Origin of the sequence: Yersinia sp. 2466 StPb PI (assembly GCF_041538325.1) — a bacterium.
Classification (GTDB): domain Bacteria; phylum Pseudomonadota; class Gammaproteobacteria; order Enterobacterales; family Enterobacteriaceae; genus Yersinia; species Yersinia enterocolitica_E.
The window spans coordinates 4,328,222-4,352,116 of the sequence record NZ_JAULSL010000001.1 but is presented as its reverse complement, the minus strand read 5'-3'; the positions used below and the strand labels follow the sequence as shown (position 1 = coordinate 4,352,116).

Here is a 23,895-nt window from a genome sequence, read left to right as displayed (position 1 = left end):
GCGACAGCGTTGTTAGCCGCTCTCACCCACCCGAATCACTGACGTGAGTCAGCTCATCGGGATGTGTTCGTTTGCTGCCTGGCTGCCACGCCCATTACTGTGGGTAATAATACCTTTGTACTTGGCGCGACAGCGTTGTTAGCCGCTCTCACCCACCCGAATCACTGACGTGAGTCAGCTCATCGGGATGTGTTCGTTTGCTGCCTGGCTGTCACGCCCATTACTGTGGGTAATAATACCTTTGTACTTGGCGCGACAGCATTGTTAGCCGCTCTCACCCACCCGAATTTACTTATCGGATTTCATTAGATTGCCGCTTGACTACAACACCAATAACTTCAGATAGATAAGTCGAAATAAAGTCTCAAAAGAAAAAAGACCGGTGATTAACCGGCCTTGATATAAAAGACTAACAGCATGGAGGGCGAAATATCAGGTTTCTTGTAACCCGAGTTTCTTCTCCAGATAGTGGATATTGGTGCCACCGTGCTGGAAGTTTTCGTCGTTCATGATGCGCAGCTGTAACTCAACGTTGGTTTTGATACCGTCGATAATGAGTTCCGCCAGCGCATTTTTCATGCGAGCAATCGCCACGTCACGGTTTTCACCGTAAGTGATCAGCTTGCCGATCATGGAGTCATAATATGGTGGCACAGTATAACCGGCGTAAATATGAGACTCCCAACGCACACCAAAACCGCCCGGCGCATGGAAACGGGTAATTTTACCCGGACTTGGCAGGAAGGTATTCGGGTCTTCGGCGTTGATACGGCATTCCACGGCGTGGCCGTGTACCTTCACTTCATCTTGTTTGATGGAGAGAGGTTGGCCCGCAGCGATACGCAGTTGTTCTTTGATCAAATCCACACCGGTGATCATTTCGGTAACCGGATGTTCAACCTGAATACGGGTGTTCATTTCAATGAAATAGAACTCGCCGTTTTCATACAGGAACTCGAAAGTCCCCGCACCACGATAGCCGATCTCTACACAGGCTTTCGCGCAGCGCTCACCGATATAACGGCGCAATTCGCTGGTGATGCCCGGTGCTGGTGCCTCTTCAACCACTTTCTGGTGGCGGCGCTGCATAGAACAGTCACGCTCAGCCAGATAGATAGCATTACCCTGACCGTCAGCCAAAATCTGAACTTCGATATGGCGTGGGTTCTCAAGGTATTTTTCCATATAAACCATGTCGTTATTGAAAGCCGCTTTGGCTTCCGCACGGGTCATGTTGATGGACTGCTCGAGATCTTTATCATGACGAACCACACGCATGCCACGACCACCACCACCACCTGATGCCTTGATAATGACCGGGTAACCGATACGTTTGGCAAAGGCTTTATTCTTGGTAGTGTCGTCAGTCAATGGGCCGTCAGAGCCAGGTACGCAAGGTACACCAGCTTTCTTCATCGCGCTTATTGCTGAAACTTTATCACCCATCAGGCGAATAGTTTCGGCACGTGGGCCGATAAAGATGAAACCTGAACGTTCTACCTGTTCGGCAAAATCAGCATTTTCAGACAGGAAGCCATAGCCGGGGTGAATAGCCACCGCGCCGGTGATCTCAGCCGCAGAAATGATTGCCGGGATGTTCAGATAGCTTTTAACAGAAGGTGCGGGACCAATACAAACAGTCTCGTCAGCCAATAACACATGTTTAAGATCACGATCCGCAGTAGAGTGAACTGCCACAGTTTTGATCCCCAGCTCTTTACAAGCTCGCAGGATACGCAGCGCAATCTCACCACGGTTAGCGATTACGATTTTATCAAGCATGGAACGCCTCGTTACTCGATGACGACAAGAGGCTCGTCGAATTCAACCGGCTGACCGTTTTCAACCAGAATGGCTTTTACAGTACCGGATTTATCTGCTTCGATTTGGTTCATCATTTTCATCGCTTCAACGATGCAAAGAGTGTCACCAGCAGAAACTTTCTGACCTACTTCAATGAAGGCTTTAGCATCCGGGCTCGGGGTGCGGTAGAAAGTACCGACCATTGGGGAGCGCACGATATGGCCACTGATTGCTGCTGGTGCAGCCGCTTCAGCAGGTGCTGGTGCAACGGCGGCAGCCAGTGCGGGCTGTTGCTGTGGTGCAGCAAAAGCATATGGCTGTTGCATCATTGGGTAGTTTGGTGCGGCGGGAGCACGACTGATACGTACTGACTCTTCGCCTTCTGAGATTTCCAGCTCTGAAATGCCGGACTCTTCAACCAGTTCGATCAGTTTCTTAATCTTACGAATATCCATGAGTGTGATTCCGTACTCTTTGTGTGTTGCATTAGTTGGATTTTGACAAGCGATTTACCGCTGCCTGTAAAGCAAAGTTGTAGCCATCTGCGCCAAGTCCACAGATTACGCCAACTGCAATATCAGAGAGATATGAATGATGACGGAAAGGCTCCCGGGCATGCACGTTAGATAAATGGATCTCGATAAACGGGATCTGTACACCTAACAATGCATCACGCAGTGCCACGCTGGTATGCGTAAACGCTGCTGGGTTGATCAGGATAAAATCGGTATTACCCCGTGCCTGATGAATTCTATCGATCAGCGCGTGTTCTGCATTTGACTGCAAATGAGACAGCGCCACATCCAATCCCTGAGCTTGAGCCTCTAACTGACTGACAATCTCAGCCAATGTAGTGTAACCGTACTTTTCCGGTTCACGCGTTCCAAGCAGATTCAGGTTAGGGCCATTCAGAAGCAAAATGTGCAACTTATCCGACATTGTGCTGGTATCTCCGGCAATTAGTCCATCATCGTAAAAAATAACCTGATGTCACCGATTTGTCACCTTTTTACGACGAATTTGACACTGCGATCGGCACTAAGGTCGGGCATTATAATGATATCGTAGCAATTAGCAGCTAAATACTGGTCTTATCAGCGAAGATATTCAATAGAAAAGAGTGCGAACTGTGCGTTCAGCATTATTTATGACGGGGAGAATCATGATAAGTTCCGGCCACTAACGGCACCATTGCCGAAATTTTTTATAGCGTAGTGCCAGCAATATAATCGCTGCCACGGCGTAGATAATCGGCAGTGGCGAAAGCGTTTTCACCGACCAAAGATAATGAATTGGCGCAAGGATGGCGACAACATACACCAAATTATGCAGTTTTTGCCAGTTGGGTCCCATTTTTCGTTGCGCCCATAAGGTGGAGGTGACTGCCAGTGACAGTAACAATAACCAACTGATAATTCCCAATGTCAGATAGGGGCGGGTGACCAGCTCGCGCCCCAGCAGGCCAATATTACTCAGGCCCAGTTCCAGCAAGGAGTAGCTGACTAAATGCAGGGTTCCCCAGGCAAAACACCATAAGCCTAATAACCGGCGGCAGCGGATCAACAGGGGCTGTTTACCATAACGCGCCAGCGGCGTGACCACTAAAGTAGCTAGCAATAGTTTCAGTGTCATGCGGCCGGTAAAATGCTGAATATCTTTGGCGGGGTCGGCACTGAGCCAACCCTGATTAACCGATAAAATAAGCCACAGCAAAGGCAGCACTGCTGCCAGCCAGATAGCCACTTTTAACCCTTTAATCTGCCGTAGACTCAGGCGCATCAGAAATTCTCCCGCAGATCCAAGCCACGGTAGAGGGATGCAACTTGGTCCGCATAACCGTTGAACAGCAGAGTAGGTTGGCGCTGCACATCAAGGATACCGCCGGCGCCGATAAAACGCTCAGTAGCTTGCGACCAACGCGGATGATCGACATGGGGATTCACATTGGCATAAAAACCATATTCGTTAGGCGCACTGAGGTTCCAAGTGGTGGGCGGCTGATCATGGGTCAGGCGAATATGAACGATAGATTTTATCCCTTTAAAACCATATTTCCACGGTGTGATAAGCCGCAGCGGGGCACCATTTTGCGGTGGCAGGGCTTTGCCATACACCCCCAGAGTCATAAAGGCGAGTGGATGCATAGCTTCATCCAGTCGTAAGCCTTCGACATACGGATATTTTAGCCCACCACCAATAAAACGGTCTTCCTGTCCCGGCATCTGATCCGGTGCATACAGCGTTTGAAATGCGACATAGCGGGCATTACTGGTCGGTTCAACCAGCTTGAGCAGTTTCCCTAACTCAAAACCAATCCATGGCACCACCATGGACCAGGCCTCGACGCAGCGCATACGATAAATGCGTTCTTCCAGCGGGAAGCGTTTTATCAGGTCATCGATATCCAGTGTCATTGGTTTAGCCACATCACCGTCGATACGTATCTGCCAACCCTCAGTTTTTAGCGTGCCAGCATTGGCGGCGGGATCAGCTTTATCCAGACCAAATTCGTAGAAGTTATTGTAACCAGTCACTTTCTCTTCCGGCGTCATCGCCAGATCCGGGTGGTACACCGTTGATTTGGTAAACTCCAGTGGCTTACCTGAGGGCGCTTTAGGGCGATCATTGCCTTTAAACCATGCCAACAAGTCGGCCTGTGCCGCGGTGGGCAAGGCCAGTGACGCCGCCGTGATCCCCAACGCCTGCAACACCTTGCGGCGCTGATAGAAAATACTTTCCGGCGTGACGTCAGCTTCGGTCAGCTTGCGTGGTTTGGTACTGCTACCACGGAGACTATTTTTTGAATGAGAGAACAAGTTGTGCATAGACCTACTCCATCGGGCAGGGGAGTCATACTGACCATTATGGTATTAATCATGGCGGCTTATGGACACAAGTGCGAGGCTGCTGGGAAAAATATGAAATTTCTGAGAGCGGAGTGATAGGGCCGGGTGGTAGCAATATCCACCCGGTGACTTTTGTAAAATCAATAATTAGCGAACTTTAACCAACGTCCGGCCAGTGACTTCATTCGCCAGCAGGCGTGCGGCGATAGTTGGCGCATCTGCCAGCGTGATGGACTGTGATGCCTGCTGATAGAAGCTGTCAGGTAAGATTTTCAGCAGCCGCTGCCAGGCTTGCTGGCGGCGCGGTTGAGGTGTCATCACCGAATCCACGCCCTGCAAGCGCACGTTGCGCAGAATAAATGGCATCACGGTGGTGGGCAGAGTATAGCCACCCGCCAAGCCACAGGCGGCAACGGTGCTATTGTAATTCATCTGTGCCAGCACTTTGGCCAGCAATTTGTCGCCGACAGTATCGATTGCACCAGCCCACAACTGTTTTTCCAGTGGGCGCGACGCATCAAGATAATCATTGCGGGAGAGCACCCGATGCGCACCGAGACTTTTCAGGTAGTCACTGTTGCTGTCACGACCCGAGATCGCCGCAATCTGGTAACCGAGCGCCGACAGTAAGGCAATTGCAGTGCTACCTACGCCACCACTGGCCCCGGTGACCACCACTTCGCCACTTTCAGGGGTGACACCACCGTCTTCCAAAGCCATGACGCACAACATGGCGGTGAACCCTGCGGTACCGATAATCATGGCTTTTCGGGGTTCCAATCCTTCAGGCATGGGGACCAGCCAGTCGCCATTAACACGCGCTTGCTCGGCTAAACCGCCCCAATGATTTTCGCCCACCCCCCAGCCGGTCAGTAACACTGACTGACCGATATGAAAACGTGGGTCTTCACTGCTGTGAACAGTGCCAGCAAAATCAATGCCTGGAACCATAGGGAATTCGCGGATAATCTTCCCTTTACCGGTGATGGCTAGCGCGTCTTTATAATTCAGGCTGGACCAATTGACATCAACCGTGACATTACCGGCTGGCAATTGCGAGGGCGATATTTCACGCACTTCGGCGACAGTACGGCCTTCAATTTGCTCAAGTACAAGTGCTCGCATGTATCACTCTCCCGATATATTTTTCTGCAACGCCAATAACGTTGGGTATAAATAGTGTGGATAATTCAAAAAAGGGATGGGTTAAGAGTGAGCTAATATAGCGGTAACAGCAACCTTCGAGCCTGATCAAGAACAAAAATCAATTCATTGATTTTTATCATGGCTATCCTTTGAAGAGGGATTAATCGAACATCAGGGAAAGGGGCGAAAATATTGTGTTATTGTCGCATTATGAAGTAAAAAGTCAGTTTTATAGCCTATTTTTGTCATATAGTGTGCTCCTCAAGGGAAATGAGGACTTTTCTTCACTTAATTGCGCTTCGCAAGGCTAAGGGATGCGATTTACAACCAAACTTTCTGCGTTTATGACGCTACTGGTCGTCTCGGCTATGTGCTTAGTGCTACTGGGTAGCACGGTAAGTTTCTTCTATTTGTGCCAGAAAAAAATGGAGCATCGTCTCCAAAGTATCGTGACAGCTTATGATCAGTCGCTTCTGCTGCAACCGGCGGATAAAGCGCGAGAGTGGCTGCCTATTATGATGCGAACAGTTGGTGTGGTGGAGCTTAGCATTCAGGATCAAGCCAACACGCTATATCATCTCAAGCTCCCTGCAATTTATACACCCTGGAATAGCGAAAGCAGGCACCGCAACCTGGTGGTACCGATGCTGCATCAACCCGGGGCTTCGATGCATTTCACCTATATTGACCCTTTGAGCAGCTACGCCCGCTCTCTGTACGCTGCGGCTGTTTTATCGCTGGTGGTTGTGGTGATTGCCATGATGCTACTGCTAAGTTTTCGTTGGTTGCGTGATCAGACCGCAGGCCAGGAAAAACTGGAGCGCCGAGCGAGGCGTATTCTTAACGGCGAACGTGAATATGCTATCAGTAGCGACGGACATGAATGGCCGCCTTGCGCCAGTCGTGCCATTGATCGGCTATTGGCCGAATTGATAGAGGTGAGGGAGGAGCGTAACCGTGTTGATACACTGATTCGCGCTTTTGCCGCCCGAGATGCCAAAACCGGTCTCAGTAATCGCCAGTTTTTTGATAATCAACTCACTACCCAATTGGAGGAAGAGGGCGCCCATGGGGTAGTAATCATGGTGCAGTTGCCTGATTTTGATAGTTTAAATGATACGGATGACCATCAGCAGGTACAAGAACTGATGCATTCGTTGATTAACTTGCTTTCTTCTTTTGTTGCTCGTCATCCCTCTGCACTATTAGCGCGTTACCATCAGAGTGATATCGCGATTTTGCTGCCCCATAAGACGCTGAAAGATGCCGATGTTATGGCTGCCCAATTGGTTCATGCGGTCGGGGCGTTACCTGAACCCCATGTTATTGACCGCGAATCATTGCTGCATATGGGGATTGTGGCGTATCGCAGTGGTGAGTCCGTTGAACAGATTATGGATAATGCTGGACAAGCGACTAAAAATGCGGCGATGTATGGGGGGAATGGCTGGTATGTATTCGATACTCAAGTGTCAGAAAAAGGGCGTGGTAGTGTCAAATGGCGCACTTTGCTGGAGCAGACGCTGGCTAACGGCGGGCCAAGGCTTTATCAGAAGCCGGTGATTACTGTTGACGGTAAAATTCATCACCGTGAAATAATCAGCCGTATATATGATGGTGAGCAAGAGTTGTTGGCTGCTGAATTTACACCATTAGTGCAGTTGCTCGGTCTGGCTGAGCGTTATGACCGTCAAAAAATTGATCGGATAATTCCTTTATTAGCTTTATGGCCGGACGAAACTCTGGCATTTTCTATCTGCGTTGATTCATTATTGCAGCGTTCTTTCCAGCGTTGGCTGCGTGATACACTCTTACAATGCAGAAAGTCTGATAGAAAGCGAATTATCTTTGAACTTGCAGAGGCAGATGCGTGTCAACATATCGACCAAATCCGTCCGATGATGCGTTTATTGCTTGGCGTGGGCTGCAAGGTGATGGTGTCGCAGGCCGGATTAACGGTTGTTAGCACCTCTTACATCAAATCACTGCGGGTTGAAATGATTAAACTTCATCCTGGGTTAGTAAGAAGCATTAATTTACGTTATGAAAATCAGTTGTTTGTGGAAAGTCTGACCGGTGCCTGTGCGGGGACGGATACAAAAGTTTTTGCCGCAGGAGTGCTTACCCGTGAAGAATGGCAAACGCTGAAGGATAAGGGGATTTATGGTGGACAGGGCAATTTTTTTGCTCCGCCAACACTTTTGAACCCCGGAAAGAAAAAATATTCGTATTAGGGCTATGTTTAGCCTGATCGTTGAGCAAAAATTAACGTAGAATGTGCCAGTCATTTCCGTAAATCGTTGGTGGGCGCTTACTTCCGACGAGAATCAGGTTAAATGTTAGATTTTATGTGCTGTGTTACGCCGGTCGTTACGCAGAATCTGTGTTGTGCCGAGGGTTTATTCAACCTTTTCAAGCGACATGGGTTCGTGATGGAACGAGATGTCAACAACGCAGCTACTTTTTCACCGAATCAGGACGTTTTTGCGCCTTGTCGCTGCTTCGTGTGGTTGGTAAAGTAGGCGGATTTTATTTTCCGCCCCCAGCTTGCAGGATTATCCTTTCGTTATGTTTAAGAAATTTCGTGGCATGTTTTCCAACGACTTGTCCATCGACTTGGGTACCGCCAATACCCTTATTTATGTTAAAGGACAAGGCATTGTACTGAATGAACCTTCAGTGGTTGCTATTCGCCAGGATCGTGCCGGTTCACCGAAGAGCGTTGCGGCTGTGGGCCATGATGCCAAACAGATGCTTGGGCGTACCCCCGGCAATATCGCAGCTATTCGCCCAATGAAAGACGGCGTTATTGCCGATTTCTTTGTTACCGAGAAAATGCTGCAACACTTTATCAAGCAGGTTCACAGCAACAGCTTTATGCGCCCAAGTCCGCGTGTATTGGTGTGCGTACCGGTCGGGGCTACTCAGGTTGAGCGCCGTGCGATCCGTGAATCCGCTCAGGGCGCTGGCGCTCGTGAAGTGTTTTTGATTGAAGAGCCTATGGCTGCGGCTATTGGTGCCGGGCTGCCGGTTTCTGAAGCAACCGGTTCGATGGTTGTGGATATTGGTGGCGGTACCACAGAAGTGGCCGTTATCTCTCTGAACGGCGTAGTTTACTCTTCTTCTGTCCGTATCGGTGGCGACCGCTTTGATGAAGCGATCATTAATTATGTGCGCCGTAACTACGGTTCATTGATTGGTGAAGCGACTGCCGAACGTATCAAGCACAGCATCGGTTCTGCTTACCCGGGTGATGAAGTTCTGGAAATTGAAGTGCGCGGTCGTAACCTTGCTGAAGGTGTACCTCGTGGCTTTACACTGAACTCCAATGAGATCCTTGAAGCGCTGCAAGAGCCGCTGACGGGTATCGTTAGCGCGGTAATGGTTGCGCTGGAACAGTGTCCGCCAGAATTGGCCTCTGACATCTCTGAACGCGGTATGGTGCTGACCGGTGGTGGTGCATTGCTGCGTAACCTGGACCGCCTGCTGATGGAAGAGACCGGTATTCCGGTAGTGGTGGCAGAAGATCCATTGACCTGCGTCGCTCGCGGCGGTGGCAAAGCGTTGGAAATGATCGACATGCATGGCGGCGATTTGTTCAGCGAAGAATAATAGTCAGCCAAAAAGGAGGAGAACTAGATCAGATGAATCGATATCCAGCTTACTCAACGTAAGAAGGATAAATTCGTCCGATTTAGCGCCTCCTTTTGTCGTCGAGGAATACGCATAATTTATGAAGCCGATTTTTAGCCGGGGTCCATCCCTGCAATTGCGACTGTTCTTTGCCGTTCTTGCAGCCATTGTTTTGGTTATCGCTGATAGCCGATTGGGCACGTTTGTCAAAATACGTACCTATATGGACACTGCCGTTAGCCCTTTCTATTTTCTGGCCAATGGGCCACGCAAAGTTCTCGACAACGTTTCTGAAACTCTGGCTACCCGTGAACAGCTAGAGTTGGAAAACCGTGCATTACGCCAAGAGTTGTTGCTTAAAAATACTGATCTTCAGTTGCTCGGGCAATTTAAGCAGGAAAATAACCGCTTACGTGAATTGCTGGGTTCTCCTTTGCGTCAGGATGAACAAAAAATGGTCACGCAGGTGATGTCCAGCGGGACAGATCCTTACAGTGATCAGGTGGTTATCGATAAAGGTTCTAACAACGGGGTATACGAAGGCCAGCCGGTTATCAGTGACCGTGGTGTCGTCGGCCAGGTTGTCGCGGTGAGTAAACTAACCAGCCGTGTATTATTAATTTGTGATGCCTCCCATGCGCTACCGATTCAGGTGCTGCGTAATGATATTCGTGTGATTGCCGCAGGGAGTGGCTGTACCGATGATTTATTACTAGAGCACTTACCCAGTAATACAGATATTCGCGTTGGTGATGTATTAGTGACATCCGGGTTAGGTGGACGTTTCCCTGAAGGTTATCCGGTCGCGGTGGTCTCTTCTGTCAAAGTTGATAATCAGCGGGCTTATACCGTGATTCAGGCTCGACCAACCGCTGATTTACAGCGCCTACGCTACTTGTTGTTATTGTGGGGGGCCGACCGTAATGGCGAGATGCCATTGCCGCCAACTGAAGTTCGCCGCGTAGCCAATGAACGACTGGCTCCGATGATGTCACAAGTGCTGCCTGCCGCAGATGCTATGGGGCCACCGGCACCATCGGCCGCTACAACCGCCACACCAACAGCAGTGACTGCGCCGGGAGTATCGCCATGAACCGTTACAGCAGCAATGGCCGTTGGGTTATCTGGTTATCCTTCCTGATTGCCATGGTGCTGCAAATTATGCCGTGGCCGGAACAGATTTATATGTTCCGACCGTCATGGCTGGCATTGGTATTAATTTATTGGGTGATGGCATTACCCCACCGTGTGAATGTTGGCACCGGCTTTGTTCTCGGGCTGATTATGGATCTTATTTTGGGTTCAACACTTGGGGTTCGAGCGCTGGCACTCAGTATTATTGCTTATCTGGTCGCTTTTAAGTTTCAACTATTCCGCAATATGGCACTGTGGCAGCAGGCACTCATCGTGATGCTGCTTTCACTCACCATGGATGTCGTGGTGTTCTGGTCTGAGTTTTTAGTGATTAATGTCTCATTCCGCCCAGAAGTATTCTGGAGTAGTGTAATTAACGGTATTTTGTGGCCTTGGCTATTCTTGTTAATGCGTAAAATTCGCCGCCAATTTGCGGTGCAATAAGGACTTAAGACCCATGACTGCCCTGTATCTTGCCTCTGGCTCTCCGCGTCGCCGTGAATTACTGGCCCTGCTTGATGTCCCTTTTGAGGTACTGAAAACCGAGGTCGAAGAGCAACGCCATCCAGAGGAGAGTGCGCAAGAGTATGTCCGGCGCTTAGCGTTGGAGAAAGCTCAGGCTGGGGTGAAGGTCGCACCACAGGATCTGCCGGTATTAGGGGCCGATACCATCGTGGTGTTAAATGGGCAAGTTTTAGAAAAACCACGGGATAAAACCGATGCGCAGCGAATATTGAATGCGCTGTCCGGTCAGCAACATCAGGTGATTACTGCGGTGTCTCTGGCTGATCGGCAAGATGTATTATCTGCCATGGTGGTGACAGATGTGACATTTCGTGTGTTATCCCAGTTGGAAATCAGTGACTATATTGCTACCGGTGAACCCATGGACAAAGCGGGCGCTTACGGTATTCAGGGGAAAGGTGGTTGTTTCGTCAGAACCATTACCGGCAGTTACCATGCCGTAGTGGGGCTGCCGTTGGTAGAAACCCATGAATTACTAAGTAATTTCATTGCGCTACGTAATGTGAGAGGAATACATGACAGCTGAATTACTGGTCAATATCACACCGTCTGAAACGCGAGTTGCCTACATTGATGGTGGCATCTTGCAAGAAATACACATTGAGCGAGAAGCGAAAAGAGGGATCGTCGGTAATATCTACAAAGGTCGTGTCAGCCGGGTTTTACCGGGCATGCAAGCGGCGTTTGTCGATATTGGTCTGGATAAGGCCGCCTTCCTCCATGCCTCCGATATCATGCCCCACACCGAATGCGTGGCCGGGGATGAACAGAAAAATTTCAATGTGCGCGATATCGCTGAACTGGTGCGCCAGGGACAGGATTTAATGGTGCAGGTGGTGAAAGACCCCCTCGGCACCAAAGGCGCACGTTTGACCACGGATATCACTCTACCCTCTCGTTATCTGGTACTCATGCCAGGAGCGGCCCATGTTGGGGTGTCGCAGCGAATTGAAAGTGAAGTCGAACGCGAACGCCTGAAAAAAACCGTGGCGGCTTACTGCGATGAACAGGGCGGTTTTATTATCCGTACTGCCGCTGAAGGAATTGGCGAAGAAGAGCTATCAGCCGATGCTGCCTTCCTCAAGCGCCTGTGGACTAAAGTCCAGGAGCGGAAGAAACGCAATATCACCAAATATAAGTTGTATGGCGAGATGGCACTGGCGCAACGTGTACTGCGTGATTTTGCCGGTGCGGCACTGGATAAAATCCGAATCGACTCCAAGCTGACTTATGACCTGCTGGTGGAATTTACCAGCGAATACATTCCTGAAATGACTGCAAAGCTGGATTTGTACTCGGGCAAACAGCCAATTTTCGATCTTTACGATGTTGAAAATGAAATCCAGCGCTCATTGGAACGTAAAGTTGAGCTAAAATCAGGTGGTTACCTGATTATTGATCAAACTGAAGCCATGACCACCGTGGATATCAACACCGGTGCTTTTGTGGGGCATCGTAATCTCGACGAGACTATTTTCAATACCAATATTGAAGCCACTCAGGCCATTGCCCGCCAGCTACGCATGCGTAATTTGGGGGGGATTATCATTATTGATTTCATTGATATGAGTAATGAAGAGCATCGTCGTCGTGTATTGCATTCATTAGAACAGGCATTGAGTAAAGATCGGGTAAAAACCAGTATTAATGGTTTCTCTCAGCTAGGCTTAGTCGAAATGACCCGCAAACGCACGCGGGAGAGCATCGAGCATGTTTTATGCAACGAATGTCCAACCTGCCGTGGCCGTGGCACCGTTAAATCGGTAGAAACCGTGTGCTATGAGATATTGCGTGAAATTGTCCGAGTGCACCACGCTTACGATTCTGATCGCTTCCTGGTCTATGCGTCTCCAGCGGTAGGAGAAGCACTGAAAGGTGAGGAGTCGCATGCTCTGGCTGAAGTGGAGATCTTCGTCGGCAAGCAGGTCAAAGTGCAGATTGAACCACTGTATAACCAAGAACAGTTTGATGTGGTGATGATGTAAGATTTCCCGCTGCCACACTTGCAGCGGATAGCAAGGAGAGATGTGTGAGGCGACTGCCCAGGATAATATTTGCGACAGGCGCCACAATGATTGTTGTGGTGGCACTGTTGGTCAGTGGGCTACGCATGATGCTGCCTCTCATCAACGACTATCGTCTGCAAATCGTGGCCAAGGTTCAGTCCATCAGCGGTATTCCACTGGAAGTGGGGTTCATGCAGGGATCGTGGGAACCGTTCGGCCCAACGTTGGAATTGCGCGATATTCGCGCTAAATTGCCGAAAGCCGATTGGCAGGTGCAGCGGGTGACCCTTGCGCTTGATGTGTGGCAGTCACTGTTGCACTGGCGCTGGCAGTTCCGCGATATGACCTTCTATCAGTTACAGTTAGATTTGAACACCACACTGGATATGCAGCAAAACAGCAGCCGCAATCTTGAAGCGAGTAATCTGACTGATATCTTCCTGCGTCAATTAGATCACTTTGATCTGCGTAACAGTCGTGTCTCATTCCTCACCCCATCTGGCCCGCGCGCTGAATTAGAGATTCCACAACTCACTTGGCTTAACTCCCGGAACCGGCATCGCGCCGAGGGGCAGATCAGCCTGTCGACCATTAATGGTCAGCACGGTGTGGTGCAGGTGCGGATGGATCTACACGATAATCAGGGCATCCTAAATAATGGCATGGTCTATATGCAGGCCGACAAGATCGACCTGAAACCGTGGATCAGCCGCTGGCTGCACACCAATACCGGGCTGGACAATGCGGAATTTAGTCTGGCGGCCTGGCTGAGTATCAAGAGTGGCACTATTTACAGTGGCAATGTGTTACTCAGTGAGGGGCAGGCCAATTGGACTGTCGCGGGCAAATCACATCAGTTGGCGGTAGATGATTTTGTGTTGGAAGGCCGCCGTCAGGGTAATGGTTGGCAGGTTGATGCGCCGGAGCTAAGACTGAAAACCGATGGTCAGGCATGGCCTAAAGGGCATTTATCTGCCCTGTGGTTACCGGAGAACACGCAGTTTATTGGCCCAGACCAATCCCAGGAGTTACGCATTCGCGCCGCCAATATTCAGTTGGAGCGGGTGGGGCCACTGTTACCGACCTTGTCACTTTTTACCCCTGAGCTGATGAATCGTTGGGCGGATTTGCGGCCACAAGGGAATATTGATGCACTGGCATTGGACATTCCTATCAGCCAACCAGAAAAAACCCGTTTTCAGGCTAAATGGCACAATATCAGTTGGCAACAATGGGATTTGTTGCCGGGGGTTAATAATTTTGCCGGTGCGCTGAGTGGTTCCGCAGCGCGTGGGCGGTTGGATATCAATCTCAAAGACAGCCTATTACCTTATGGTGATATGTTCCGCGCGCCGCTGGAAGTTAGTCAGGCCAGTGGTACAGTCAACTGGCAGATTGATGATAAAGGCTGGGAACTGTGGAGTGACCAGCTCGATGTCCGAGCTAAATCGCTGTGGGGCAACGGCAGCTTCCACTATCAGCAACCCGATATTGGGCAGCCATGGCTGAAAATCCTGACCGGCATCCGCCTGTATGATGCGGCCGATGCATGGCGCTATTTCCCTGAACCGCTGATGGGTAAGAAGTTGGCAGATTATCTGACCGAGGCGTTACAGGGTGGGCAGGTAGACAACGCAACACTTATTTATAACGGCAATCCTCATGATTTTCCTTATAAACATAAAGAGGGCCAGTTCCAGGTTTATGTGCCACTGCGTAACGCCACCTTCCAATTCCAACCAGATTGGCCTGCGTTAGAGAATTTGGCAATCGACCTCAATTTCCTCAACGAAGGTTTATGGATGGATGCCCCTCACGCGATGTTGGGTAAGGTCACTGGCAGTAATATCAGCGCGATTATCCCTGACTATCTGAAAGAAAAGCTGTATGTCGACGCCGAAGTGGTTGGCGAAGGGCGTGATATTCATGACTACTTTACGGAGACACCACTGCATGATTCTGTGGCGGAAACTCTGGAAGAGCTGCAAGTCGGCGGTAAAGTTAGTGGGCGCTTACATTTGGATATTCCGTTGGAAGAAGACCGTATTACCCACGCCAGCGGCGAAGTGACGCTCAATAACAACAGCTTGTTGGTGAAGCCATTGCAAAGCCAACTGGAAAACATCAGTGGCAAGTTCCGCTTCAACGATGGCAATCTTGATAGCGATACCTTATCCGCTAACTGGTTTGGGCAGCCATTGACGGTTGATTTCACTACGCAAGAGCAGCCAAAAAACTTTTTGGTGAATGTTGGGTTGCGTGGTGACTGGTTACCGGCCAAGTTGCCCGGCGTTCCCGCTGATGTCGCGAAATTGCTCAGTGGTAGCGCCAATTGGCAAGGCAAAGTCGCCGTACAATTACCGAAAAATGGCAAGCCAGACTATAAAATTGATCTGACGGCTGACCTGAAGAAAGTAAGCAGTCACTTACCTGCTCCACTAGATAAAACAAGTGGTCAGGCATTACCCATGCATGTACAGGTGGTGGGGGGGCTGGAGGCGTTTACCCTCTCCGGCAGTGCTGGCAGCAACAATACATTCAACAGCCAATGGTTGTTGCAAAAAGAACAAGTAGAGCTGGCGCGGGCTATCTGGCAATCCGACAGCAAAAAAGTCCCGTCACTGCCGGAGGATAAAGGTTTGGTCCTTAAACTACCGGCACTGGATGGTGAGAGTTGGTTGGCGTTGCTGGCACCGGAGTTTACCAGTGTCAGCACACCTTTTAGCGCATCAGTACCAGCAAAAATAAAAGGCAATAAATCCAATGTGATACTTCCTACCCGGCTGACTTTACAGACGCCACAGCTTTTGGTTGGTGGGCAGGCTTGGCACCAACTGACACTGCTGGTTGAGCCATTATTAACCGGTACTCACGTCACGGCAAAAGGTCAGGAAGTGGATGGTAGCCTGCTGATGGCCGAACATGGGCCATGGCATGCTGATATCGATTATCTTTATTACAACCCGCAATGGACCACGCACGAAGCACAAGATCCCCTGGCGCAAGCTGCGTTGCAGGAGCCACAAACTGCCAGTAAAATTTCGTTCCGTGATTGGCCTGCGCTGCAATTACGCTGCAAATCTTGTTGGATTCTGGGGCAAAATGTTGGGCGTATTAACGCAGATCTGACGCCGAAAGGCTCGGTGCTGGCGTTAACTAACGGCTTGATTGAGGCTGGCAATGGGCGGGCTAAAGTTTCCGGCCAATGGCAGCAAGACAGCAATGGCGATAAAACCGCGCTTAATATCGCGCTGAGCGGGCCGAAGATCGATGAAACCATTTCATTCTTCGGCCTGACAACACCGATAAAAGATGCCTCTTTTGATATCAATGCCGATGTTAACTGGCGTGGAGTTCCGTGGCAGCCACAGATTAATACCCTGAATGGGACATTAAAGAGTAGATTGGGCAGAGGCCAACTGAGCGATCTCGGTGGTGGGCGCGCCGGTCAGTTACTGCGTTTGGTCAGCTTTGACGCACTATTACGTAAGCTCCAGCTTGATTTTAGTGATACGTTTAGTCGTGACTTTGCGTTTGATTCTATTCGGGGCACGGCAAATATTAAAAATGGTGTAATGCACACCAATGATTTAGTGGTGGATGGATTGGCGGCCGATATTGCCATGAGTGGTAATGTGGACTTGGTTAAACGCCAGATAGCCATGGAAGCGGTTATTACACCAGAGATTTCTGCCACTGTCGGCGTCGCAACAGCCTTTGCGATCAACCCAGTGGTTGGGGCTGCGGTATTTGCTGCCTCGAAGATATTAGGGCCATTATGGAGCAAGGTTTCGCTGATTCGTTACCAGATTACCGGTAGCTTGGATCAACCAACCATCCATGAAGTATTACGCCAGCTAAAGGAGAGTAAGGCGCCATGAAAAATGCCAATGTTGCATTATTGCAGTTATGCAGCGGTGAAAATACCCGTGACAATCTGGCTCAAATTGAGCAGCAGATCAAACAGTTAAACTCTGGTATTAAACTGGTTATGACGCCGGAAAATGCACTGTTATTTGCCAATGCTGCCTCTTATCGACACCATGCCGAGCAACATAATGACGGGCCGCTGCAACAGCAAATTCGCGAGATGGCACGCCATTACGGAGTGTGGATTCAAGTGGGCTCCATGCCGATGATAAGCCGCGAGTCACCGGAGCTTATCACTACCAGTAGCTTGCTGTTTGATGACCAGGGCGAACTTAAAGCTCGTTACGACAAAATTCACATGTTTGATGTGGATATTAACGATATGCATGGCCGCTATCGTGAATCTGATACTTATCAGCCGGGTGAACAACTGACGGTGGTTGATACACCGGTAGGCCGCTTGGGCATGACGGTTTGTTATGATTTACGTTTTCCAGGCTTATTCCAAGCTTTGCGGGCGCAGGGGGCTGAGATTATTTCGGTGCCGGCGGCCTTTACCAAAATGACCGGTGAAGCTCACTGGGAGATTTTATTGCGCGCACGGGCGATTGAAAACCAGTGCGTGATACTGGCCGCAGCACAGGTAGGGCGTCATGGCGCCACCCGCCGCACCTGGGGCCACACTATGGCGGTTGATGCCTGGGGTAAAATATTAGGGCAGAACCCAGATGCGGTTGCTGCCTTAAAAGTAAAAATTGAAACCACAGGTTTGAACATTATCCGTAATCAGATGCCGGTATTGCAGCACAATCGCTTCCTGCCGTCTCCGTTGCCGTCATCGCATAAACCATCATCTAATTAAAGAGTGAAAACTATGAGCCTCTCGTTTGTCAGTGAGCAGTTACTCGCTGCTAACAAGCTGAACCATCAGGACTTGTTCTCAGTGTTGGGGCAGTTGTCTGAACGCCGCCTCGATTATGCTGACCTGTATTTCCAGTCCAGCTACCACGAGGCCTGGGTGTTGGAAGACAGCATCATCAAAGATGGCTCGTACAATATTGATCAGGGTGTGGGTGTGCGCGCGGTCAGCGGTGAAAAGACTGGTTTTGCTTATGCCGACCAAATCACCCTGAATGCTTTACAACAAAGTGCTCATGCCGCACGCAGTATTGTGCGTGATAACGGTAACGGTAAAGTGCATACCTTGGGTGAGATTCACTATCAGGCGCTTTATCCCTTGCTAGACCCGCTACAAAGCTTGTCGCGCGAAGATAAAATTGCGCTGCTCCATCGGGTCGATAAAGTGGCCCGTGCTGCTGATAAGCGGGTGCAGGAAGTCAGTGCCAGTTTGACCGGTGTCTATGAGCAAATCCTGGTCGCGGCCACCGACGGCACGCTGGCGGCAGATGTGCGCCCATTAGTGCGGCTGTCGGTCAGCGTATTGGTGGAAGACAACGGCAAACGCGAACGCGGTGCCAGTGGTGGTGGTGGTCGTTTTGGTTATGACTACTTCCTCGAAACTGTGGATGGCGAAGTGCGAGCTGATAACTTTGCCAATGAAGCGGTCAGAATGGCACTGGTAAATCTGTCGGCTGTTGCCGCCCCTGCTGGCGCTATGCCAGTAGTCTTAGGTGCAGGTTGGCCGGGTGTATTGTTGCACGAAGCGGTCGGTCATGGTTTGGAAGGTGATTTCAACCGCCGTGGCAGCTCAGTCTTCAGCGGCCAAATGGGTAAGTTGGTGGCTTCAGAACTGTGTACCGTGGTGGACGATGGCACCATGCAAGGTCGCCGTGGCTCTTTGGCCATCGACGATGAAGGGGTGCCGGGCCAATACAACGTGCTGATTGAGAACGGTATTTTGAAAGGTTACATGCAGGATAAGTTGAACGCGCGTCTGATGGGCGTTGCACCGACCGGTAATGGCCGCCGTGAATCCTACGCGCACTTGCCAATGCCACGGATGACCAATACCTATATGCTGGCCGGTAAATCGACACCGGAAGAGATTATCGCCAGTGTGGAATATGGCCTGTACGCGCCTAACTTTGGCGGCGGTCAGGTGGATATTACATCCGGCAAGTTTGTGTTCTCAACCTCCGAAGCTTACTTAATCGAAAAAGGTAAAATCACCCGTGCGGTGAAAGGGGCCACTTTGATTGGTTCTGGCATCGAAGCCATGCAGCAGATTTCGATGGTCGGCAACGATCTGGCGCTGGATAAAGGTGTCGGCGTTTGCGGCAAAGAGGGGCAAAGCCTGCCAGTTGGCGTCGGCCAACCTACTTTGAAGTTAGACAATCTGACGGTGGGTGGCACGGCGTAGGGGTTGGTAGTTGGATGCTCAGTTTAGTTCTCAACTGGGCATCCAATAGCTATAGTATATTCAGCGATATCCCTGATATACCTCAGCCACTCGTTTAAAGTACTCGGTCAAATAGTCGATACAGACCTGAACTTTAAGTGGCATTTTATCTTTCTCGGTATAGAGCGCATATACTGGGCGCGGATCTGAATGGTATTTTTTAAACAGTATTTCCACCTCGCCGCGTTTAATTTCCTCTATTACCCACATTAACGGTGCGTAAGCGATACCCGCACCCGCGTTAAGCCAACGGATCATGGTTTGTGAGTCATTGGTGACAAAGCGGCCCTGTGGCGATATTTGCGTGGTAATACCTTCTGGCGCGATTAGCTCAAAGTTACTGTCTGGTCGCACGCTATATTCCAGCCAGGAGAAATTGGTCATATCACTGGGTTTTTCTGGTGTACCATGTTGTGCTAAATAACTTTTGGCGGCGCAGACCACCATCGGCATGGAACCAAGGCGGCGTGAAAATAGCCCCGAATCCTGTAATGCACCAACGCGGACCACCACATCTAAACCATCAGCAATTAAATCCGGTGCCGGAATGCCGGTGACCAGATTAACGGATAGGCCGGGATACTCTTTCAACATCTCTGCTGTCATCGTTGCCAGTACATTTTGTGCCATCGTCGATGAGCAGCCGATGCGTAAGGTTCCGGTTGGGGTGTTGTTAAAGGCATAGAGTTGTTCATGGACTTCCTGTACTTCCTGCAACATGCGCCGACAACCCTGATAGTAAATTCGGCCTGCCTCAGTTAAACCAATGCGGCGAGTACTGCGGTTAAGCAGCTTAACATTCAGCTCGGTTTCCAGTTTTGACACTGTTTGGCTAATCGACGACACACTCATTTCTAACTGCCGTGCGGCGCCAGTAAAAGACCCACACTCAACCACCTTGGCAAATACTGACATCCGTTTTAGTCTTTCCATGGTTCACCCTGAGTTGATTGCTAACGCTTGATTGTTAACTGTAGCTTAAAAGTGATTTAGATCACACATCGTAGATAAGGTGATAATAAGCAGGCTAATATACTGCTGTCGGGAGAATCGTTTTAGGTTTGCAAGCCACGCTGTCGAAGTGTTATCTCGCCTCGCTAAGGTTACAGTCATGTTGCTTAGTTAAGTTTAACCTACAAGTTAGTCTTATGGCTGGTTCACCGGCACCCTATAATAGAAAGGATCTACAGAATGACGTTGCTTCCGGTGATGGTGATATTTGGCCTCTCTTTTCCGCCAATATTTTTTGAGTTGCTCCTTTCGCTGGCGCTGTTCTTTGTTTTGCGCCGTGTGCTACAACCTACTGGTATTTATGAGTTTGTCTGGCATCCAGCACTCTTTAATACCGCGCTGTATTGTTGTCTTTTCTATTTAATATCCCGTCTTTTTTCCTGAGGTCGCCGTGAGTACTTTTTCATTAAAAATAATCCGTATCGGCATCACCTTATTGGTGGTTTTACTGGCGGTTATCGCTATTTTCAAAGTTTGGGCTTTTTATACCGAATCACCCTGGACCCGTGATGCCAAATTCACTGCCGATGTGGTGGCTATCGCACCGGATGTCAGTGGCTTGATCACCGATGTGCCGGTAAAAGACAATCAACTGGTGCAGAAAGGGCAGATTTTGTTTGTTATTGACCAACCGCGCTACCAGCAGGCGTTGGCTGAAGCCGAGGCCGATGTGGCCTATTACCAAACACTGGCGGCGGAGAAACAACGTGAATCCGGCCGGCGGCAACGTTTGGGGATTCAGGCGATGTCACAAGAAGAAATTGACCAGTCCAACAACGGATTACAAACCGCCAGGCATCAGTTGGCAAAAGCTATCGCGGTACGAGATTTAGCCAAACTTGATCTGGAACGCACCACCGTGCGTGCGCCTGCACAAGGTTGGGTGACGAATCTGAATGTTCATGCCGGGGAGTTTATTAACCGTGGCGCTACCGCTGTTGCACTGGTGAAAAAAGATACTTTCTATATTTTGGCCTATTTGGAAGAGACCAAGCTGGAGGGGGTTAAAGCCGGGTATCGGGCGGAAATCACCCCACTGGGCAGTAACCGTATTTTGCACGGTACTGTCGACAGTGTCTCCGCCGGTGTCACCAACAGCAGCAGCAGTGTCGATAGCAAAGGGTTGGCGACGATTGACAATAATCTGGAATGGGTGCGGTTGGCGCAACGAGTACCGGTGAAGATCCGTTTGGACAGTGAAGATCAACAGCATCCCTATCCCGCAGGGACGACGGCTACCGTGGTGATAACCGGGGCGACTGATCGCAATCCTAATCAGGCTTCACCGATTGTTAAGTTGATGCATCGCCTGCGTGAGTTTGGTTAAGATGAACAGCCCGACATTTATTCGCCTGCGCTTTGCGTTCAAACTCAGTTTTGCCATTGTGGCCGCGCTGTTTCTGGGCTTTCATCTGCAATTGGAAACACCACGTTGGTCGGTGCTGACGGCGGCCATTGTTGCTGCTGGCCCGGCATTTGCTGCGGGCGGTGAGCCATTCTCTGGTGCGATTCGTCATCGAGGCTGGTTACGTATTATCGGGACATTCATCGGCTGTATTGGTGGTTTGGTTATCATCGTTCTGACTATCAGAGCACCAGTATTAACCCTGATGCTTTGCTGTTTGTGGGCTGGCGTTTGTACTTGGATCTCCTCACTGGTTCGGGTTGAGAACTCTTACGCATTCGGGCTGGCGGGTTACACTGCGCTGATTATCATTGTCACCACCGGTGAAACGCCATTACTGACACCGCAGTTTGCTGTCGAGCGCTGTAGCGAGATTGTGCTGGGGATCGTCTGCGCGGTGATGGCGGATCTGCTGTTTTCACCACGATCGATCAAGCAGGATATTGATCGTCTGGTCGATAAGGTGCTGGTAGATCAATATAAATTATTGCAGTTATGTATTCGTCCGGCAGAAAAAAACGATATCGATCGGGCCTGGAATGATCTGGTTAAAAATACCACGGCCCTGAATGGGATGCGTAGTTATCTGATGATGGAATCTTCCCGCTGGCAGCGCTGTAACCGCCGCTTACGGGTATTGCACACGGCGTCATTAGCCCTGATCACTCAAGCCTGCGAAACCTATCTGGTATTGATCAATCATCCCGACTTACTCAGTGCCGAGCTGAAGGCGATGCTGAGTGAACCGGCAGAGACGCCGGCTGAAATTCATCAGCAGATGAAGAAATTGCGTCAATATATTGGCGGCAGTCACAGTGCGGCGATCCCTGCGACCATCAGCAGTTGGGTGGGGGCGGCGACACGTTATTTATTGCTATCAAAAGGGATTCATACCAACAGCAGTATCAGCCGGGTGGAAGAGGGTATTCTGGACGGCGATGAGCCAATCAAACATGTTTCAGCCGAAGGTCATCATGCGATGATCAATGGCTTGCGTACCGGTATTGCTACGGCGATCGGCGGCCTATTCTGGCTGTGGACTGGCTGGACATCTGGGGCGGGCTGTATGGTCATGATTGCGGTGGTGACCTCACTGGCAATGCGCACCCCCAATCCACGGATGGTGGCGATCGACTTCCTGCTAGGGGTGATTATGGCGCTGCCTATTGGGGCGCTCTATTTTATGTTTATTATCCCTGCGACCCAGCAAAGTATGCTGTTGCTGTGCATCAGTCTGGGATTACTGGCATTTATTATTGGTATCGAAGTGCAAAAGCGCCGTCTTGGCTCGCTGGGAACATTGGCCAGTACTATCAATATCATGGTGTTGAGCAACCCGATGGAGTTTAATGTCAGTATATTCCTCGACAGTGCGTTGGGGCAGATTGTCGGCTGTTTCGTTTCTCTGATTGTGCTGTTGTTGATCCGCGATAATGCCAAGGACCGAACCGGCAGAACCTTGCTAAACCGCTTTGTTTACAGTGCGGTATCGGCATTGACCACCAATAAAGCCCGCCGCAGCGAAAACCATCTACCGGCGTTGTATCAACAACTGAATCAATTATTGATGATGTTCCCCGGTGATATTGATAAGTATCGACTGGCATTGACGCTGATCATCGCCCATCAGCGGCTCAATAACACCGAGATCCCAGTTAATGCTGAATTGAGTGCTTTTCACAAACAGATCCGCTATACCGCCGATCGGGTTATTAATGCCAAAAATGACCAGAAGCGGCGCTATTACTTCGCCCGTTTACTACAGGAATTAGATCAATATCAGCAAAAATTAGTCGATTATCAATCGCCTGATTCTGTTATCCGCCCGGTAAAGCGGTTGGCGGATATGTTGCATCGTTATCAGAGTGCGCTTATCTAGCGATACTCTTCGTCCTTGAAACCACAGGGTTGTTAGCGGCGCTCACTTACCCGAATCACTGACCTGAGTCAGCTCATCGGGATGCATTCACTGGCAGCCTACCTGTGATTCCAATGACTTTGAGTATCCCCTTTAGAGTGAAACCACAGGGTTGTTAGCGGCGCTCACTGACCCGAATCACTGACCTGAGTCAGCTCATCGGGATGTGTTCACTGGCAGCCTACCTGCAACTCCAAGTTCTTTGGGTATATACTTCATAGTGAAGCAACCTTCCTCGC

General features: G+C 50.0%; 19 protein-coding genes. 12 read left to right on the top strand and 7 right to left on the bottom strand.

Annotated elements, in window-relative coordinates:
- Positions 1-432: 432 nt before the first annotated feature.
- The 6 genes from accC to Q2T72_RS19670 all read right to left on the bottom strand — a co-directional run bounded on the left by accC (position 433) and on the right by Q2T72_RS19670 (position 5,774).
- Positions 433-1,782, bottom strand: a complete 1,350-nt coding sequence (accC, locus tag Q2T72_RS19695; RefSeq protein ID WP_083162186.1) for an acetyl-CoA carboxylase biotin carboxylase subunit — start codon at positions 1,780-1,782, stop codon at positions 433-435.
- An 11-nt stretch (positions 1,783-1,793) separates the two neighbouring features.
- Complete coding sequence (gene accB / locus Q2T72_RS19690; protein WP_004701474.1) at positions 1,794-2,258, bottom strand: acetyl-CoA carboxylase biotin carboxyl carrier protein; 465 nt, start codon at positions 2,256-2,258, stop codon at positions 1,794-1,796.
- A gap of 31 nt (positions 2,259-2,289) precedes the next feature.
- Positions 2,290-2,742 (bottom strand): type II 3-dehydroquinate dehydratase, encoded by a 453-nt coding sequence (gene aroQ / locus Q2T72_RS19685; protein ID WP_083162188.1) that lies wholly within the window; start codon positions 2,740-2,742, stop codon positions 2,290-2,292.
- A 240-nt stretch (positions 2,743-2,982) separates the two neighbouring features.
- Entirely contained in the window at positions 2,983-3,582 is a 600-nt protein-coding gene (gene msrQ, locus Q2T72_RS19680) for a protein-methionine-sulfoxide reductase heme-binding subunit MsrQ (protein WP_372569712.1), read from the bottom strand.
- On the bottom strand, positions 3,582-4,628 hold the full coding sequence (msrP, locus tag Q2T72_RS19675) for a protein-methionine-sulfoxide reductase catalytic subunit MsrP (RefSeq protein WP_083162192.1): 1,047 nt from the start codon (positions 4,626-4,628) through the stop codon (positions 3,582-3,584). Before msrP ends, msrQ begins: the two co-directional genes overlap by 1 nt.
- A gap of 168 nt (positions 4,629-4,796) precedes the next feature.
- The gene (locus tag Q2T72_RS19670; protein WP_372569711.1) at positions 4,797-5,774 is read right to left on the bottom strand and encodes an MDR family oxidoreductase; all 978 of its coding nucleotides are present in this window, start codon (positions 5,772-5,774) and stop codon (positions 4,797-4,799) included.
- A 335-nt stretch (positions 5,775-6,109) separates the two neighbouring features.
- Here Q2T72_RS19670 and csrD point away from each other — a divergent pair, with 335 nt between their 5' ends.
- The 9 genes from csrD (at position 6,110) to tldD (ending at position 19,283) form a co-directional block, all read left to right on the top strand.
- Positions 6,110-8,029, top strand: coding sequence for an RNase E specificity factor CsrD (csrD, locus tag Q2T72_RS19665; RefSeq protein WP_372569710.1), 1,920 nt, complete (start codon positions 6,110-6,112; stop codon positions 8,027-8,029).
- 334 nt (positions 8,030-8,363) lie between these two features.
- On the top strand, positions 8,364-9,407 hold the full coding sequence (gene mreB, locus Q2T72_RS19660; RefSeq protein ID WP_002228205.1) for a rod shape-determining protein MreB: 1,044 nt from the start codon (positions 8,364-8,366) through the stop codon (positions 9,405-9,407).
- A 121-nt stretch (positions 9,408-9,528) separates the two neighbouring features.
- A complete protein-coding gene (gene mreC, locus Q2T72_RS19655) occupies positions 9,529-10,521 on the top strand; it encodes a rod shape-determining protein MreC (protein ID WP_083162196.1) in 993 nt (330 codons plus the stop codon).
- Entirely contained in the window at positions 10,518-11,006 is a 489-nt protein-coding gene (gene mreD, locus Q2T72_RS19650; protein ID WP_032906981.1) for a rod shape-determining protein MreD, read from the top strand. Before mreC ends, mreD begins: the two co-directional genes overlap by 4 nt.
- A gap of 13 nt (positions 11,007-11,019) precedes the next feature.
- Entirely contained in the window at positions 11,020-11,613 is a 594-nt protein-coding gene (locus Q2T72_RS19645; RefSeq protein ID WP_083162198.1) for a nucleoside triphosphate pyrophosphatase, read from the top strand.
- Complete coding sequence (gene rng, locus Q2T72_RS19640) at positions 11,603-13,072, top strand: ribonuclease G (RefSeq protein WP_102970524.1); 1,470 nt, start codon at positions 11,603-11,605, stop codon at positions 13,070-13,072. Before Q2T72_RS19645 ends, rng begins: the two co-directional genes overlap by 11 nt.
- A gap of 44 nt (positions 13,073-13,116) precedes the next feature.
- On the top strand, positions 13,117-16,974 hold the full coding sequence (gene yhdP / locus Q2T72_RS19635) for an AsmA2 domain-containing protein YhdP (protein ID WP_372569709.1): 3,858 nt from the start codon (positions 13,117-13,119) through the stop codon (positions 16,972-16,974).
- Positions 16,971-17,825 carry a deaminated glutathione amidase gene (nit1, locus tag Q2T72_RS19630; protein WP_372569708.1) on the top strand — a complete coding sequence of 285 codons (855 nt, stop codon included), beginning with the start codon at positions 16,971-16,973 and terminating at the stop codon, positions 17,823-17,825. Before yhdP ends, nit1 begins: the two co-directional genes overlap by 4 nt.
- 12 nt (positions 17,826-17,837) lie before the next feature.
- On the top strand, positions 17,838-19,283 hold the full coding sequence (tldD, locus tag Q2T72_RS19625; protein ID WP_083162204.1) for a metalloprotease TldD: 1,446 nt from the start codon (positions 17,838-17,840) through the stop codon (positions 19,281-19,283).
- A gap of 60 nt (positions 19,284-19,343) precedes the next feature.
- Here tldD and aaeR read toward each other — a convergent pair whose 3' ends face one another.
- A complete protein-coding gene (gene aaeR, locus Q2T72_RS19620; protein ID WP_050087664.1) occupies positions 19,344-20,255 on the bottom strand; it encodes an HTH-type transcriptional activator AaeR in 912 nt (303 codons plus the stop codon).
- Positions 20,256-20,513: 258 nt separating this feature from the next.
- Between aaeR and aaeX the strand changes: the two genes are divergently transcribed.
- The 3 genes from aaeX to aaeB are packed head-to-tail and all read left to right on the top strand — an operon-like array spanning position 20,514 to position 23,617.
- Complete coding sequence (gene aaeX, locus Q2T72_RS19615) at positions 20,514-20,717, top strand: p-hydroxybenzoic acid efflux pump operon protein AaeX (protein WP_083162208.1); 204 nt, start codon at positions 20,514-20,516, stop codon at positions 20,715-20,717.
- Between the two features lie 7 nt (positions 20,718-20,724).
- Positions 20,725-21,660: a p-hydroxybenzoic acid efflux pump subunit AaeA gene (gene aaeA / locus Q2T72_RS19610; RefSeq protein ID WP_050087662.1), complete on the top strand. Its 936-nt coding sequence runs from the start codon at positions 20,725-20,727 to the stop codon at positions 21,658-21,660.
- Position 21,661: 1 nt separating this feature from the next.
- Positions 21,662-23,617 carry a p-hydroxybenzoic acid efflux pump subunit AaeB gene (gene aaeB / locus Q2T72_RS19605; protein ID WP_372569707.1) on the top strand — a complete coding sequence of 652 codons (1,956 nt, stop codon included), beginning with the start codon at positions 21,662-21,664 and terminating at the stop codon, positions 23,615-23,617.
- The last annotated feature ends 278 nt before the right edge of the window (positions 23,618-23,895 follow it).

Coding starts and splice junctions, on each gene's coding strand:
- aaeX (WP_083162208.1), top strand. CDS start 20,514: ATGACGTTGCTTCCGGTGATGGTGATATTTGGCCTCTCTTTTCCGCCA.
- aroQ (WP_083162188.1), bottom strand. CDS start 2,742: ATGTCGGATAAGTTGCACATTTTGCTTCTGAATGGCCCTAACCTGAAT.
- rng (WP_102970524.1), top strand. CDS start 11,603: ATGACAGCTGAATTACTGGTCAATATCACACCGTCTGAAACGCGAGTT.
- Q2T72_RS19670 (WP_372569711.1), bottom strand. CDS start 5,774: ATGCGAGCACTTGTACTTGAGCAAATTGAAGGCCGTACTGTCGCCGAA.
- msrQ (WP_372569712.1), bottom strand. CDS start 3,582: ATGCGCCTGAGTCTACGGCAGATTAAAGGGTTAAAAGTGGCTATCTGG.
- msrP (WP_083162192.1), bottom strand. CDS start 4,628: ATGCACAACTTGTTCTCTCATTCAAAAAATAGTCTCCGTGGTAGCAGT.
- tldD (WP_083162204.1), top strand. CDS start 17,838: ATGAGCCTCTCGTTTGTCAGTGAGCAGTTACTCGCTGCTAACAAGCTG.
- mreC (WP_083162196.1), top strand. CDS start 9,529: ATGAAGCCGATTTTTAGCCGGGGTCCATCCCTGCAATTGCGACTGTTC.
- csrD (WP_372569710.1), top strand. CDS start 6,110: ATGCGATTTACAACCAAACTTTCTGCGTTTATGACGCTACTGGTCGTC.
- aaeR (WP_050087664.1), bottom strand. CDS start 20,255: ATGGAAAGACTAAAACGGATGTCAGTATTTGCCAAGGTGGTTGAGTGT.
- Q2T72_RS19645 (WP_083162198.1), top strand. CDS start 11,020: ATGACTGCCCTGTATCTTGCCTCTGGCTCTCCGCGTCGCCGTGAATTA.
- accC (WP_083162186.1), bottom strand. CDS start 1,782: ATGCTTGATAAAATCGTAATCGCTAACCGTGGTGAGATTGCGCTGCGT.
- mreD (WP_032906981.1), top strand. CDS start 10,518: ATGAACCGTTACAGCAGCAATGGCCGTTGGGTTATCTGGTTATCCTTC.
- aaeB (WP_372569707.1), top strand. CDS start 21,662: ATGAACAGCCCGACATTTATTCGCCTGCGCTTTGCGTTCAAACTCAGT.
- nit1 (WP_372569708.1), top strand. CDS start 16,971: ATGAAAAATGCCAATGTTGCATTATTGCAGTTATGCAGCGGTGAAAAT.
- mreB (WP_002228205.1), top strand. CDS start 8,364: ATGTTTAAGAAATTTCGTGGCATGTTTTCCAACGACTTGTCCATCGAC.
- accB (WP_004701474.1), bottom strand. CDS start 2,258: ATGGATATTCGTAAGATTAAGAAACTGATCGAACTGGTTGAAGAGTCC.